14 protein-coding genes and 1 pseudogene are annotated in these 15,136 nt (G+C 64.1%); 2 read left to right on the plus strand and 13 right to left on the minus strand.

The window, feature by feature from the left end; translation table 11 throughout:
- The 12 genes and pseudogenes from fbiC to P3H15_RS50680 form a co-directional block, all read right to left on the minus strand.
- Positions 1-370 (minus strand): annotated as a pseudogene (fbiC, locus tag P3H15_RS50625) (7,8-didemethyl-8-hydroxy-5-deazariboflavin synthase); the annotation flags it as partial.
- Positions 371-415: 45 nt separating this feature from the next.
- The gene (locus P3H15_RS50630) at positions 416-715 is read right to left on the minus strand and encodes a WhiB family transcriptional regulator (RefSeq protein ID WP_276144268.1); all 300 of its coding nucleotides are present in this window, start codon (positions 713-715) and stop codon (positions 416-418) included.
- A 2-nt stretch (positions 716-717) separates the two neighbouring features.
- A complete protein-coding gene (locus P3H15_RS50635) occupies positions 718-1,173 on the minus strand; it encodes a nuclear transport factor 2 family protein (protein ID WP_276144255.1) in 456 nt (151 codons plus the stop codon).
- 23 nt (positions 1,174-1,196) lie between these two features.
- Positions 1,197-2,027: a mycofactocin-coupled SDR family oxidoreductase gene (locus tag P3H15_RS50640; protein ID WP_276144256.1), complete on the minus strand. Its 831-nt coding sequence runs from the start codon at positions 2,025-2,027 to the stop codon at positions 1,197-1,199.
- 7 nt (positions 2,028-2,034) lie between these two features.
- The gene (locus P3H15_RS50645; protein ID WP_276144257.1) at positions 2,035-2,946 is read right to left on the minus strand and encodes an SDR family NAD(P)-dependent oxidoreductase; all 912 of its coding nucleotides are present in this window, start codon (positions 2,944-2,946) and stop codon (positions 2,035-2,037) included.
- Positions 2,947-3,124: 178 nt separating this feature from the next.
- Positions 3,125-6,436 carry a protein kinase gene (locus P3H15_RS50650; protein ID WP_276144258.1) on the minus strand — a complete coding sequence of 1,104 codons (3,312 nt, stop codon included), beginning with the start codon at positions 6,434-6,436 and terminating at the stop codon, positions 3,125-3,127.
- A gap of 80 nt (positions 6,437-6,516) precedes the next feature.
- A complete protein-coding gene (locus P3H15_RS50655; protein ID WP_276144259.1) occupies positions 6,517-7,734 on the minus strand; it encodes an acetyl-CoA C-acetyltransferase in 1,218 nt (405 codons plus the stop codon).
- A 50-nt stretch (positions 7,735-7,784) separates the two neighbouring features.
- Positions 7,785-8,942: an ABC transporter substrate-binding protein gene (locus tag P3H15_RS50660; RefSeq protein ID WP_276144260.1), complete on the minus strand. Its 1,158-nt coding sequence runs from the start codon at positions 8,940-8,942 to the stop codon at positions 7,785-7,787.
- 53 nt (positions 8,943-8,995) lie between these two features.
- Positions 8,996-9,742, minus strand: coding sequence for an ABC transporter ATP-binding protein (locus P3H15_RS50665; protein ID WP_276144261.1), 747 nt, complete (start codon positions 9,740-9,742; stop codon positions 8,996-8,998).
- The gene (locus P3H15_RS50670) at positions 9,732-10,508 is read right to left on the minus strand and encodes an ABC transporter ATP-binding protein (protein WP_276144262.1); all 777 of its coding nucleotides are present in this window, start codon (positions 10,506-10,508) and stop codon (positions 9,732-9,734) included. Before P3H15_RS50670 ends, P3H15_RS50665 begins: the two co-directional genes overlap by 11 nt.
- Positions 10,505-11,503 (minus strand): branched-chain amino acid ABC transporter permease, encoded by a 999-nt coding sequence (locus P3H15_RS50675; RefSeq protein ID WP_276144263.1) that lies wholly within the window; start codon positions 11,501-11,503, stop codon positions 10,505-10,507. Before P3H15_RS50675 ends, P3H15_RS50670 begins: the two co-directional genes overlap by 4 nt.
- Positions 11,500-12,372, minus strand: a complete 873-nt coding sequence (locus P3H15_RS50680) for a branched-chain amino acid ABC transporter permease (RefSeq protein ID WP_276144264.1) — start codon at positions 12,370-12,372, stop codon at positions 11,500-11,502. The genes P3H15_RS50675 and P3H15_RS50680 overlap by 4 nt, the downstream gene beginning before the upstream one ends.
- Positions 12,373-12,490: 118 nt before the next feature.
- Between P3H15_RS50680 and P3H15_RS50685 the strand changes: the two genes are divergently transcribed.
- Both P3H15_RS50685 and P3H15_RS50690 read left to right on the plus strand, forming a co-directional pair.
- Positions 12,491-13,159, plus strand: a complete 669-nt coding sequence (locus tag P3H15_RS50685) for a TetR/AcrR family transcriptional regulator (protein WP_276144265.1) — start codon at positions 12,491-12,493, stop codon at positions 13,157-13,159.
- The gene (locus tag P3H15_RS50690; protein ID WP_276144266.1) at positions 13,156-14,745 is read left to right on the plus strand and encodes an MFS transporter; all 1,590 of its coding nucleotides are present in this window, start codon (positions 13,156-13,158) and stop codon (positions 14,743-14,745) included. The genes P3H15_RS50685 and P3H15_RS50690 overlap by 4 nt, the downstream gene beginning before the upstream one ends.
- A gap of 54 nt (positions 14,746-14,799) precedes the next feature.
- On the opposite strand, the gene P3H15_RS50695 is transcribed toward P3H15_RS50690, so the two are convergent.
- Positions 14,800-15,036 carry a DUF3263 domain-containing protein gene (locus P3H15_RS50695; RefSeq protein ID WP_276144267.1) on the minus strand — a complete coding sequence of 79 codons (237 nt, stop codon included), beginning with the start codon at positions 15,034-15,036 and terminating at the stop codon, positions 14,800-14,802.
- Positions 15,037-15,136: the final 100 nt, after the last annotated feature.

A 15,136-nucleotide genomic window follows, 5' to 3' on the forward strand; every position in this document is an offset into this window, starting at 1 on the left:
TGCAGCCCAATTCGGCGCCCTGCCGGGCGATCTCGAGGACCTCGTCCGGCTCCAGGTACGCCCCGCGCCCCTCCGCCCGCAGTTTGCCCGGCACCGTCACGAACGTGCAGTAATGGCACTTGTCCCGGCACAACCGCGTCAGCGGGATGAACACCTTCCGCGAATACGTCACCGCCCTCGGCCGACCCGCCGCCAGCAACCCGGCATCGCGCACCTTCGCCGCCGACGAACACAGATCCACCAGATCCTCGCCACGGGCCTGCAACAACACCGTCGCCTCGTCCACGTTCAACGTGGCACCGTCCCGCGCCCGCCGCAACACCCGCCGCATGGCCGACAGACTCGGGGAGGCGATGACCATTGGTCGCATCTCGGTCAACTCGAGGTCCTACCTGTCCTATTTCGTGTCGCGTCGTCAGTCAGCGCCCGAACCCCGATCGCGCTCATGCTGCGTGGCCTGTCGGTGCAGTGTTCGTCGTTCGTCCTCGGTGTATCCGCCCCAGGTTCCGTGGTGCTCTCCTGATTCGAGTGCGTAACCCAGGCACAGCGCTCGTACGGGGCAACGTCGGCAGATGCGCTTGGCCGCACGCACTCGACTCGCGCGCGGTTCGCCTCGCTCGTTGTCGGGGTGGAAGAAGACCAGAGGGTCGGCATCCCGACAGGCGGCCGCCAGTTGCCAGTCCCACGCTTCGCCGATCGGCGCCGGAAGGCGCACCGTCAATGCCGGCAATGGTCCTCCCCTCTCTCGGTAAACCCAACCACGAGTGGGTTACCGACGAATCCAGCATGACGCTTCTCCCTGTGGGTAAGTCGCCATCCGGTGGGCGTGCGAATCCACGAGTCGTGATAGTCGCCCAGGGTTCGAAATTCGGCACCTTCCAGATCGCCCGCGCCCAGGTGAGTATCGGCAACATACGCCTGACTCTTCGCTTCGGGGCCGTCAACGTCTATCAGAACGCTCCCGATGAGATGTTGGGTTGGCCCACAGAGGTCGAGGAACCCGCGCAGGAGGCAAACGATCTCCGACGATGACGACATCACGCCGGTTCCGAAGTCTCCGGTCGCATTCGGTGTCAGAATGTTTTCGATCGCCGCCCAGTTCCGCTGGTCCATTGCGCGGGCGATGCGCACAATGTTGGAGTAGATTTCCCACTCGTCGCTTCCATTGAGCACCCCCGATCTCCTTGCGTCGTGTCCTACTTGCTGGTGAAGCCCGCGTCCACGGGCAGCGTCACACCGGTGATGTACCGCCCGGATTCGCCGACGAGATAGAGCACCGCCTCCGTGACATCGGAGACGTCGACCATGTCGATGGGCATCGGATTGGACATGGTCGCGGCACGGTCGGGGTCGGCCGCCACCCAGGCCATCATGTCCTCGTGCTCGACCATCGCAGTATGGACTCCGGTCGGATGAATCGTGTTGACTCTGATCGAGTGCGGAGCGAGCCAGGCTGAGAACGATCGCATCAAGCCGACGACGCCGTGCTTGCTCGCCGTGTAGGCGCTTGCTGCCCCTGAGCCGTCACCTCCGCGTCCGATGAGCCCCTGAGCGGAACTGGTGATTACGATGGCGCCACCCTCATTCCGCGCGATCATCATCGGTGCGACGAGGCTGACGGTATTCCAGACTCCCACGAGATTCGTCTCTACCGTATCGATGAACACCTGCTGCGGGTCCGGCTCCGACGCGCGCTGGGGTGAGATTCCTGCATTGGCGAGAACGATATCGGGGACACCGAAACGGGCGACCCCTTCGCTGAGCGCGGTTTCCAGCGTTGCACGGTCCCGGACGTCGGCGACAGCGGCATAGATCTTGCCCCCTGCTTCCTCGACCTGGGAAACGGTCTCATGGAGATCTTCCGGTGTGGCCATTCCATATGGCACGCTGTCGATTTGATCGCAAATGTCGACGGCGATGATGGAGGCACCCTCTGCGGCGAGCCGAACCGCGTGACTGCGCCCTTGACCGCGGGCAGCGCCCGTGATGAATGCTACCTGGCCATCGAATCTTCCACTTGTACTCATGACTTCCTTATTTCGTCGTCAGTGTCACGTTGCCGGGGCCTTCCGCGGCAAGTGCGCTCCTGGACAGTCCGGTGATGCGTTCGACGATGCGCCTGCGCACCCCGTATGGCGCCCAGCGAGCCAGCGCAGCCATCAGCTTGTCGTCGTTTCCGATACGCAGACGCAACGGACGCGACTCGGCTTCCAAGGCATCACAGATTTCGGTCGCGGCCTTGACGGTGGGGCGCGCGCGGTCTCCGAGAGCCTGCAGCTTCCCCATCGCGGCAGCATGCAGTCCAGCGTATGGACTGGCCTCGGGGCTGATCGACACCACGTTCGAGGCAAATGCGGTGTCGTGGTTGCCGGGCTGGAGAATCAGGACGTCGACCCCGAACGGGGCCAACTCGATCGACAGCGCCTCGGCCCAGCCCTCGAGGGACCACTTGCTCGCCGCGTAGATGGAGTACATCGGATGCGCGATGTTGACGGCATTCGAGGATATGACAGCAATCGTCCCGCCGCGGCGGCTCCTCAGACCCGGAAGTAGCAATTTGGTCAGCTCGACGGCCCCGAAGAAGTTCGTCTCGAACTGATCGCGGATCGACTCCGAGGGCAGATCTTCGAAGAACGCCGCCGTGGTGTAGCCCGCGCAGTGGAGGACCGTCTCCAGTGGACGCGCCATGCCATTCAGGTACTCGACGGCTCCTTCCCGTGATTCCGGCGACGTCACGTCGAGTTCGATGATGCTCAGACGACTGGGCTCTGCGCCATAGCGACCCATCAGGTCGTACAGGTAGTCGGACTTGGACGCGTCACGCATGGAGGCGACAACCTGGCGACCTCTCGCCGCCATCATGGCGCTGACGTGTGCACCAAATCCGCTGGACGCGCCAGTGACGAACAGGGATCCGCTCCCCGAACCGGCGACGCGAGTGTTCATCTCATTCCCTTCACGGAGTGGTGCTCGACTCCCCCGATGTGTAGGCGTGAACGCCGACAGTTGGATGCATTTCGGCGGCCGCCCGTGGTCGAGTGCCGCCCGTTCCATCGATACCAAGCAATCGCTTGCTACACGGGTAGCTTACGACTCGGTCCACGGAAGTCAAGAACGCGTCGTCTTATCGCCGGTGTTCGGCCACCCAGGCCGCGATCTGCGCTCGTGAGTTGAACCCGAGTTTGACAAGAACGTGCTCGACGTGGCCTTGTGCGGTGCGTTGGGAAATGACGAGTTGTGCGGCGATTTCCTTGTTTGTCATGCCCTGCGCCACGAGGTCCGCCACCTGACGTTCGCGTTTTGTGAGCACTTCCTCCTGGCCGGTTTCGGATCGCTTGGGGGTGCTCGTGCCGATCGCGTAGGCGAGGGCCGAGTCGAAGGACATCGATGCGCCCTTCTTCCAGGCGGACTCGTAGCGCCGGTCGCCCAGCACCTTACGACTTCGGTCGACGCAATCGTCGTGGTGACGTCGCAGATCGGGAAAAATCACGGTGGAGCTACCGACGGACTGGACGAGATTCTCAGCGGCCGCCATGAGGGTCACGGCACGCTCGGGTTCGCGTCCGCCTGCGACCCATGCGAGCGCCTCCAGACAGGTGGCCCCGGTCAGGGGATCAGGCACCGCCCGTGCCAACTGCAGGCTGCGGCCGAGGAGTTGGACGGCGGTGTCGGGGGCTTCTCGTCGCCACTCGGCCACGCCCATCGCCCACAGCGCGTAGGAGCGGTTGACCACTTCTCCTCGGGGTTCCGTGATTGCGCGGACCAGGGCGAAGTATTCGATCGCGCGGTCGTTGTCACCGCGCATTCCGTATGCCCACCCGAGCACGTACGAGGCACCGACCTGCATGGACAGCGGCGCTTGCTCTCCGAAGACGTGCAGCGCGTCCTCGAGGAGTGTGCATGCCCGCGCCAGTTCACCACCGAAGAGGGCAGACAGTCCCTCGGCGTGCGCGATGAGGGCGTGAGCGAGCGGGTCGGCCAGTTGCGCTGCAACCGCATGCCCCTCTTCGACCAGGGCAGTCCCGGCGGGCAGGTCGCCCTGCACCTCCGCCAGCACACTGTCGGCATACAGTGCCTTGATTCGTTCCGAAGTCGGTTCACCGCTCTGGTCGGACAGTATCCGGTCGAACCAGTAGCGTCCCTCTTTGAACAGGCCCCCCGAGGACCAGAACAGGAAGAGTGCGGTTGCGATCTGAAGTGCCACCACGGGCTCTGCGGACTCGGACAGCGAGAACTCCATCGCACGTCTGAGATTCGGGCGTTCGCGGTTCAAACGGGAGATCCATGCCAGTTGTCGTGAACTGATCCAGTCGGATTCCGCGCCGGACGCGAGTTGGCGATACCAATCTCGGTGCCGGCAGGACAGCGGCATGTAATCGTCTGTAGCCGAGAGTTTCTCGAGTCCATAGTCGCGTAGTGTCGATATCAGTCGAAAACGCACGACCGATTCCACTGTCTCGCGTATGAGGATCGACTTGTCGACGAGGGAGGTGATGACATCGAGGAAGTTGGTTGCGGGCAGATCCTCGCTACAGACCCACTCGGCCGCGTCCAGCTCGAATGACCCCGCAAAGACCGCGAGTCGCGACCACACCAGCTGTTCGTCGGGCGTACACAGCTCGTAGCTCCAATCGATGCAGAATCGTAGCGTCTGCTGTCGTGTGGGTGCGTCCCGGCTGCCGCGCGAGAGTACGTCGTATTTGCCGCCGAGCCGCTCGCGAATCTGATCGACCGACATCGCGCGCAGGCGCGCGGCGGCCAGTTCAATCGGCAAGGGGAGGCCGTCGAGTTCCTGGCAGATTTCGGCGACTGCGGACCGATTGTCATCGGTCAGCTCGAAATCTGGGACGGTGGTGGCAGCTCGTTCGGCGAAGAGGGTGATCGCGTCGTATTGCGGCATTCCGCGCAGGGTCGGCTCGTGGCCGGTGTCGGGGACCGTGAGCGGGGGAACGCGAAATGATGCTTCGCCGCTGATGTCGAGGATTTCGCGGCTCGTCGCCAGGACCCGAATGTCGGGGCATCGGCGAAGCAGCGTCTCCACCAGCTGGGCGGCCGCCGCGACCACCTGCTCGCAATTGTCGAGGACCAGCAGCGCCTTCCGCGGCGCGAGGAAGGCGACGAGAACGTCCTCCGTCGGACGGGCGGATTGATCGCGCAGACCCAATTCAGCCGCGACCACGTCGGCGACGAGTGATCCGTCCCGAAGCTCCGCGAGCTCGACGAGCCACACCCCGTCGTCGAATGCTCGCCTGGTGTTCGTTGCCGCTCGCAGCGCCAGTCGGGTCTTTCCGACTCCGCCCAATCCGGTCAACGTCAACAGCCGCGAGGTGGAGATGAGCCGCTTGATTTCCGCCAGCTCCGATCGCCGGCCGACGAAACTCGTCAATTCGAGCGGGAGATTCCCGCGAGGATTGCGGAGCGGCGGTGCTGTTCGATCGTTTCCAGACTGGATGTGATCAGCCCGGTCATTGTCGGGGCGACCAGACGTCTGGGTACCAGCGCTGGCGTGACTGCCTTCGCGTTTCGCAGTCGCCCTCGCGTCGGCATGCAGCGCCATGTCGTCGACCGGAAAATTTTGGGCAGCTTGAAGTTCACGAAGCTCCTCTCCGAACGAGGCGGCCGACATCGGGCGCGCTGACGGGTCGCCCGCCATCGCATGTTCGACGACCGCACATATCGCGTCCGGGATGCCGTGCTCCCGCAGATCCGGAGTCGGTTGCGTGGTAATCCGGAGAAACTGGGCGATCACCTGCTCACCGCTGCGGCGTTCGAACGCCGCATGTCCGGTGATTGCGCAGAAGAGCGTCGCTCCGAGGCTGTAGATGTCCGAGCCTGCGCCGGGGGTGTCTCCTCGGAGTACCTCCGGGGCGGTGAACGCCGGCGATCCGGTGACTGTTCCGGTTCCGGTTTCGAATCCGCCCGCGATGTGCGCGATTCCGAAATCTGCCAGCGCGGGTTCCCCGTAATCGGTGAGGAGGATGTTGGCTGGTTTCACATCGCGATGGAGTATTCCGAGTCGGTGCGCGGTTTCCAGCGCCCCTGCCATCTTCACACCGAGGCGAAGTGCGTCGACGATGCTGAGGGGTCCGGATCTACGTAGCTGGGAGTCGAGGGACTCCTGCGGGTGGTAGGGCATCACAATGTACGGCCGCCCGCTGTCCGTCGCGCCGACTTGAAGCACGTTGACGATATTGGGATGACCGGTCAGCCTGCCCATCGCCCGTTGTTCACGGAAGAACCGGGCGCGGTTCTCGTCGTCGAGGTCGGCCGTCAGGACCTTGACCGCCACGGTCCTGTCGAGCCCCACCTGTTCACAGCGATAGACAACGCCGAAACCCCCGTGGCCGATCTCCACTGCGTCCGCGAACCCCACGGCCTCGAGCTCGTCGGCCACAGGCGGCGTCACATCACGCTGTGTCTCCTGCGGATCGACCATGCACTTCACCCTCTACGCGCTGCCGTCTCACGATATCGCCTGCAGATGGAGTGAGTACAGATCGCAGCGCCGACCTGCCCCTAGCTGAGCCGTTCGAGGACCATGGCCATGCCCTGGCCGCCGCCGACGCACATGGTCTCCACGCCGAACTGCCTGTCGTGGGTGCGCAGATTATTCAACAGGGTCGCGGTGATGCGAGCGCCGGTCATGCCGAACGGGTGGCCGAGCGCAATGGCGCCGCCGGAGATGTTCAGCTTGTCCTCGTCGATCTTCAGCTCGCGGGCCGAGCCGAGCACCTGGACCGCGAACGCCTCGTTGATCTCGAACAAGTCGATGTCGCCGACGCTCATCTTCGCCCGGTCCAGCGCCCGCGTGACCGCCTCGACCGGCCCCAAGCCCATGATCTCCGGCGACAGCCCCGACACCGCGGTGGACACGATCCGCGCCAGCGGGGTCAGGCCCAGTTCCTTCGCCTTGGTGTCCGACATGATCACCAGTGCCGCGGCGCCATCGTTGAGCGGGCACGCGTTACCGGCGGTGACCGAGCCATCCGGCCGGAAGACCGGCTTCAGCCGGCTGACCGCCTCGTACGTGGTGCCCGGACGCGGGCCGTCGTCGGTGCTGACGACGGTGCCGTCGGGCAGCGTCACCGGGGTGATCTCCCGGGCGAAGAACCCGTTGTCGATCGCTTCCTCGGCCCGGTTCTGCGACCGCACCGCCCAGCGGTCCTGCTCCTCGCGGGAGATTCCCGTCGCCGACGCGACGTTCTCCGCGGTCTGCCCCATCCCGATGTAGACATCGGGGAGCAGCCCCTGCTCGCGCGGATCGGACCATTGCATCCCGCCCTGCGCGGACTCGGTTGTGCGCCCCTGGGCGTCGGCGAACCGCTCGTTCTTGGTGTTCGGCAGGCCATCGGCGTTGCCGGTGACGAAACTCGACACCGACTCCACCCCCGCGGAGACGAACACATCGCCCTCCCCGGCACGGATCGCGTGTAGCGCCATTCGGGTGGTCTGGAGCGACGACGAGCAATACCGGTTCACGGTGACGCCGGGCAGGAAGTCGTAGCCGAGTTCGACGGCGACGACGCGGGCCATGTTGAACCCGGACTGGCCCGCGGGCTGACCGCACCCGAGGAGAAGGTCGTCGATCTGCGCAGGGTCGAGTGCGGGTACCTGCGCCAACGCCGCCGCGACCATCTGCGTGGCCAATTCGTCCGGGCGGATGCTCTGCAGCGAGCCCTTGCCGGCCTTACCGATCGGTGAGCGCACAGCGGAGACGATGACTGCCTCTGGCATGAAGTAACTCCTTGTCGAAATGAATGGATGTATGGGTGAGGGTCGGGGCGTCACCGTTCGTCCGAGGGCACGACATCGTAGCGATCGACGATCGTTCCCGGGCCCGCGAACGCCTCGGCAACCATCTGATGGCCGAGGAACTGTGCACCGTCGGACTTGTACATCGCGGCGCAGGCACCCTGGTCCCATTCGATCGCTCGCAAGCTTTCGGCGATGGCATCGTGGTCCGAGACCGTTCCGGCGGATTCCATCGCAGCCGCGAGCAATCGAACGGAGTCGTAGACCTGCGTCGCGGAAGCCGTCGGGGTGGCGCCGAACCTTGCCTGGTAGTCGGCAGCGAACGTGCGTCCGACTGCACTGTCCCCAATCGCCGGGGCGCACGGTGTCACGGCGTGCAGGGGGCGCCGCGCGTTCTCGTCAGCGAGGTTACCGGAGGTCACCAGTGGACCCGAGTTCCCCGTGATGACCGGTGTGCTGATGGCGTTCTGTGCCATCTGATTGAGCTGCAGTGCAAGCACGTTCGGGAACGTCCACGAGAGGATGACATCCGAGTCCCGCAAATCCAGAATCGTTCCGGTCAGGTCTGTCACCGTCGGTGGTACGTAGCGGACCGTGCCCAGCTCGAGTCCTGCCGCTTCGATTGCGTCGATCGAATTCTGTGCGGATACCCTGCCGAAGGTCTCGTCCGTGGCGACGATGCCGATCCGTTTCCCACCCAGCTTGCCGGCTAGGGCGACGGCGTTCGTTGCGCGCGCAGTGTCATCGGGGTTGACCGAGAACAGCCATTCGCTTCCGGACTCGGCACCTCGGGCAAGCTTGCCGTCGCTGCTGATGTGAATCATCGGGATCGCCGCCGAGTCGACATCGCGGGTGAGGGCCTCCAATGATCCGCCCCCGGGAAAGCCGATGATCGCGCTCGGGTTCTCGTCGACTGCCTTGAGGAAGGCCGTTCGTGCGGCCTGCGGGTCCGTGACGGACGCGGGAATCCTCCGGTAGTCCATCGGCCTTCCCAGGACGCCCCCGGCTCGGTTGATCGCGTCGACGGCCATCTGTGCGCCGTTGTTGTAGTCGTTCAACGCGTTTGGCGAGTCACCCTTGATCTCGATGAGCCCCACGATGGTCGCCTGTTCCGGGCCACCGGATGTCGAGGATCCCGTGGAGCTGCAGGCGGCCGTCACCAGCATCAGGACCGCGGCCGGTGCAATCATCCAGCTCGATCGGAGACGCCACCGAGCACTGTGTGATTTCATATCGACTCTTTCTACTCGTCAGTCGGCGACGACTTCGAGACTGATCTCGATTCGGCATCGGATTGACCCAGGTAGCTTGCAAGGACTGAGCTTCGGTCTGCCAGCTCGGCGGAGTCACCGTGCATCGTGAACCGGCCGTCGGCGAGCACGTATCCGCGTCTTGCCAACGAGAGGGCATCAGAGGTGTTCTGCTCGACCAGCAGCATGGTCGTTCGGGTGGCGACTTCCTTCAACGCCTTGTAGACCGTCCCGACAATGGCCGGTGCGAGCCCGAGCGAAGGTTCGTCCAGTAGGAGTAGGCGGGGCGACGCCACCAGCGCGCGACCGAGCGCAACCATCTGTTGTTCGCCACCGGACAGAGCGTAGCCCTGCCTTTTTCGCATCCGCGCTAGTGTGGGAAAGAGGGTGTAGACGTCGTCGTAGCTATACGCCTTCGGTCTCCCGGCCCGGGCGTGCGCGCCCATTTGGAGGTTCTCGTGAACCGACAGGGTTGGGAAGATGTGTCGACCTTCGGGTACGTGTATCAGGCCGGCTCTGCTGAGGTCTGCCGGCGTCTGATTGTCGATTCGCTGCCCGTCGAAATGGATCGATCCTTCGTAGGGCACCAGCTGCGAGATGCTCCGGAGCAGGGAGGATTTTCCTGCCCCGTTGGGTCCGAGCAGACACACCGTTTCGTTCACGTCGATGCTGAAGTCGACGCCGCGGACCGCGTGCGTCGCCCCGTATCGGATGTCGAGTCCGGACACTTCAAGCATCATGCGCCACTCCCAGGTATGCGTCCATGACGCGGTCGTCGGCCCACACCTGCGACGGGATCCCTTGTGCGATAAGCTGACCGACCTCGAGGACGAGAATGCGGTCACAGAGCGAATCGATGAAGTCGATCTTGTGATCGACGACGAGGATCGTGGTCCCTTCGTTCCTGATCTGCATCAGGAGATCGTGCACATCGCGGGTCTCCGCGTCGTTTAGTCCGGCGCTGGGCTCGTCGAGCATGAGGACCCGCGGCGCGGCGGTGAGAGCACGTGCCAACTCCAGCAGCCGTTGCTCTCCATACGTGAGCTCGCCGGCCGGGCGCGCATCGGCCCCGGAAAGGCCGACGCGTGCGAGCTGGCTTCGTGCGTCAGCCATTCGGCCGGTTTCGTGACGCCACATGGCCGGTCGTCGAAACCACGCCGATCCGAGGGTGCGGCCACCGGGGTCGGCCGCGCCGAGCATCACGTTCTCGACGCAGCTGAGATTCGGACAGAGTTGCGGAGCCTGAAAAACCCGGATCAGTCGTGCCCGTCGTGGCTGCGACGGGCGACCGAGCTTGATCACTCGACCGCCGACGGTGAGGGTGCCATCCGCAGGGACGACCCCGGTCAGAGCATTGAGCAGGGTGGTTTTTCCACTGCCGTTGGGCCCGATCAGGCCAACGATCTCCCCCGCATCTATCTCGAAGCTGACCTGGTCGACAGCGGTCACCCCGCCGAAGTGGACAGAGAGGTCGTACACTGCGATGCCCTCGCCGTGGGTCGTCATGATGCCGCCGATCCCGGATGATCTTTCCGCCGCCACTGGGTCATCGTGTCGGCGAGACCGATGAGACCGCTGGGAAAGATCAGGATGATGACCAGCAGCAGCGCTCCGTACAAGATGGACATGTACTGCTGCAGACCCGAGAGCAGCTCGGGTACCGCGACGTAGAACGCTGCGCCGACGAGCGCTCCCCAATGGGACGCGAGGCCGCCGAGAATGACCATGAGGAACAGGCCGATTCCGAGGTTCAATCCGAATGAGTCGACTCCGATGAAGCCTTGCCAGTGGGTGATCAGGGCGCCTGCGAGGCCGCCGACGGCGGAGCCGGTGACGAAGGTCGTCATACGTAGTGCATCGACGGAGACTCCGAGTGTCTTCGACACCGTGGGCATGTCACGCACCGCGGTGAGGTCGCGGGCGACCGGCGAACGCGAGATCCAGATTGTCAGAAGCAGCAACGCGGCGAGGACCGCAGCGAGGAGCCAGAAGACTTCACCATCGGTCCGCAGCTCGTGCCCGAAGAAGATCGGGTAGCTGATGCCGGTGATATTCCCGTTGGTACCGGTGAAAGATGACGTTTTACCGAACAGCACGACGCCGATCTCGGTGACGGCCAGTGTGCCGAGTGCAAAGTAGAAGTGCTCCGTCCGCCACAGCACGGTTCCGACGACGAGCGCGGACACGGCGGTTACGACCAGCGCAGCGAGCACGCAGCCGAGAAATCCGACACCGTGGCGGTCGAAGAACGCGGTGGTGTAGCCACCGAGCGCCATCATGAATGTCTGGGAGAACGCGAACCTGCCACCCAGCGCAAAGATCCAGTAGAACCCGAGCGCGGCGATCGAGTAGACGAGCCAGAGGTTCAGGAGATTGGTGGAGCTGCCCTTGCTGACGACCTGCGAACAGAGCAGCGCCAGCAGCACGACCGACGAAAGAGTGACGTACTGACCGCGTTTGTACAGACTGGTGGCCGATCTCGCCAACTCGAGTGTCTTCACAAGCGTGCCGCCGTCCGGCCGAGAAGTCCCTGCGGTCGAAGTCCGAGAATGGCCAGCATGGCGACATAGGGCAGGATCGATGCGTAGTCGTGGAGCACATAACCTCCGATGAGATACTGGATCACCCCGATTGCCGACGCGCCGATCAGTACGCCCCAGAGGTTCCCGAATCCGCCGAGGACCGCGGCCGCGAACGCAGCCAGCATGATCGTGAAACCGAAGTTCAGGTCGAGGCTCGACAGCGGGGCAACCAGGATCCCGGCCAGCGCTGCGAGCGCCGCCGACAAACCCCACGCCGCCAGGCTGATTCGTGCGGTCCGCACACCGTAGAGCTCTGCGGTCTCCCGGTCACTCGCCAAGGCCCGCAATTGTCGTCCGAAGCTGCTGTAACCGAAGACATAGATCACTGCGGCGATACAGACGAGCGCGACGACGATGATGAGTATCCGTTGAGCGGCGATGGGAGCGCCCAGAACGGTGACCACTGCGCCGTCCACCGGTGACGGGAGGCGCTGCGGCGCGCTCCCCTGCCACAGTGAGATGAAGGCGCGAATGACGAGTGCGGCAGCGAGGGTGGCAATGAGCACGGTGAGATGCGGCCGCCGCCGTAACGGCGCGTAGGCGACCCGTTCGAGTCCCATTCCGATCAGTCCCATCGTGATCACTGCAAGCAGATAAGCCACCACCGGGGCAGAGCCGAGATCGGTGATAAACCAGAGAGCAACATAGCCGCTCAAAGTGATCAGATCCCCGTGCGCGAAGTTGACGACTCCCGTTGCCTTGTACAGGACTAGAAAGCCCAGCGCCGCCAGGGCCAGAACGGCGCCGTAAGCGGCGGCGCTGAACGCCAGTGCAACGAAGGTATCCACTCGACTCCTAATTGAACAAGTGCTTGGTTGGGCAATGTATGCGGTCGCCGATGTCATGTCAACGACAGCCCCCGCCCACAACTTGCCATTATTGGCAGTCACTGCCAATATCTGTGACATGGCTGCCCCCGGAAGACGCGAACGCAACGCGACGCGGACCCGCCGAATCCTCACCCGCACTGCCGTAGAGCTCTTCCTCGCACGCGGATTCGACGGCATCACCGTCGAAGGCATCGCAGAGGCGGCCGAGATCTCACCACGGACGACATACCGCTACTTCCCCACAAAGGAAGACCTGGCCCTCGGCTATCTCGCAGACCTCGACGACCGCTTCCTCGAAAGCGTATGCACCCGTCCCAGGGACGAACCGCCACTGACCAGCCTTCGGCGTGCCCTTGCCGACACCTGGGCCTGGCTCGAAACATCTGGAGAGTCGGAAACATACCTCGCCCTCCACACTTTCATCGAGACCCACCCCGGACTGCTGGCCGCCAACCTCCGACGCGGGTACCAGCAAGAAGAGCTTCTCGTCGCCGCCATCCAGTCACGTCCGGCGTTCCCCCCGGACAATGATCTCGAAGCCCGTCTGGCCGTCGCCGCGTTCGCGGGAGCATCCCGCGTCGCGCTTCTCAGATGGCGACGCTCCTCCGGCACCGTCCCCATGCTCATCCAGGAGCTCGACACCTGCATCGCGACGCTTCTCCCCGCCCTCGAATCCGCGGGCGGCCACCACAACACCACGACGCCCCCATCCAAGAACCCGACAAGGAAGTCAAGACCCGCGTGACAACTACGGGAAACATCACCGAACCCTCGACACCGGCACCGTCGTCGGAACCACTCCCACGAACCAACCCCTGGGTTGCGATGATCGCAATCGCGCTCGGTGTGCTGATCGTCTCACTCGATGGAACCATTACCGCGGTTGCAAACCCCATCCTCGCCCACGACCTCGGCGCCAGCCTCTCTGGCCTGCAATGGATCACGAACATCTACCTGCTCGCGATGGCCGCGACCTTGGTGCTCGCAGGAAAACTAGGCGATCGTTTCGGTCGACGGACGGTATTCCTTGTCGGAATCGTCGGATTCGGTGCCGCCTCGGCCGCCATAGCATGCGCACCCTCGGTGACGATCGTCATCACCGGCCGACTCGGACAAGGCCTGTTCGGCGCCCTCATCATCACCAATGCGCTCGCCCTTCTGCGCGCTCTCTTTCCCGCCGAGACCCTCCCGAAGGCACTGTCGCTGTTCGCCTCTCTGATCGGAGCATCCTCGGCAGCAGGCCCTCTCCTTGGCGGGCTGCTCATCGAACACACCAGCTGGCGATGGGCGTTCATGATCAACGTCCCGATCGCGCTCGTATCGCTCGTCGTGGGGTTGCTCGTCCTGCCGAAGCGCCAACAAGTCGACTCGACGCCCTTCGACCTCGCCGGTAGCGTTCTACTCGCCGCCTCATTGCTCCCCATCACCTACGGCCTCATCCAGGCGCCGGAAGTCGGCTGGACGAACCTCGTCGTCCTCACTCTGCTGGCTGCCGGGGTCGTCGCCGGCGGCGCGTTCGTCCTCGCCGAGAAACGCGCAGTCGATCCCCTTATTCCCCTGCGCCTGTTCGCTGACCGCTCGATCTCCCTGGGCGCAGGGTTGACCATCATCTCGTTCTTCTCACTCGTCGGGTCCCTCTTCTTCGTTCTCCTGTTTCTCCAGCAGATCAATGGCGACTCACCGATGACCGCCGGACTGCACATTTTGCCGCTCAGCGTCGCGAACGTCGTCGCCTCGAGCAGCAGCGGATGGATCATCGACCGATATGGCCCACGACCGCCGCTCATCGGTGGAATGCTCTTCAGTGCAGTTGGCTTCGCCCTCTTCACCGGGGTCGATCCGCATGGCAGTTACCTTTCCCTTGCCCTCCCCTTTACGGTGCTCGGACTGGGCGTCGGCTTGGTCATGACTTCGTCGGTTCAGGCGGTGCTGGGCAACGCGGCTGTCGACGACGCCGGACCGGCAGCCGGCATGCACCAGACGTCACTGCAGATCGGCGGCATCCTCGGTACGGCAGTGCTCGGTGCGGTGATGGCGTTCGCCGTCGCCGACAGCTTCACTACCGCTATGACAGACAACGATGTCCCCGACGCAGTTGTCGGGGACATGTCGGGCGAAGCCGTGCGGGCTGTCGCGCAGGGTGTTACTCCGCTGTCCTCAGAGATGGCGCCGCAGACAGTGACGGCCTTGCACACGGCAACTGAGACCGCCTTCATGCACGGCATGCACACCACGATGTGGGTCGGCGCCGGCGTCTCACTCCTGGGCGCCGTCTTGTCGATCGGAATCAAGCGTGGGCGCGTCGTCGAAGGCGCCTCGAGCGTACATTGACGAAGTGGGAGGGGTGCGGCACACCGCCCCCCTCCCACTTCGCATCGGTGAAAGTTACCTGCCTCGGCGGCGTGACTGCACGGCAACAAATTCGGTCAGTTGCGCGCGAAGGGTGGGCTCGAGTCGGCGGCCGACCGGTCCATCGAGAATTCGTCGCAGCCGATCTCTGTATCCTGCTGGCGTCATGCCGAACTCGACGAGTAGATCGCCTGAGTTTCCCCCGCCGTATGGCATCCAGCGACGTGCGAATTCGAGGATCTGCGCGTCCTCGATAACGGAGTCGTTGATCATGACGAAGGCTCCTTCATGTGCGACATACGGTGTTGCGCCGCCTGGGCGTAGAGGCGGCCGGCGCGGTACGACGAGCGCACGAGCGGTCCGGCCATGACGC

Source organism: Rhodococcus sp. T2V (genome assembly GCF_029269925.1).
GTDB classification, from domain to species: domain Bacteria; phylum Actinomycetota; class Actinomycetes; order Mycobacteriales; family Mycobacteriaceae; genus Rhodococcus_F; species Rhodococcus_F koreensis.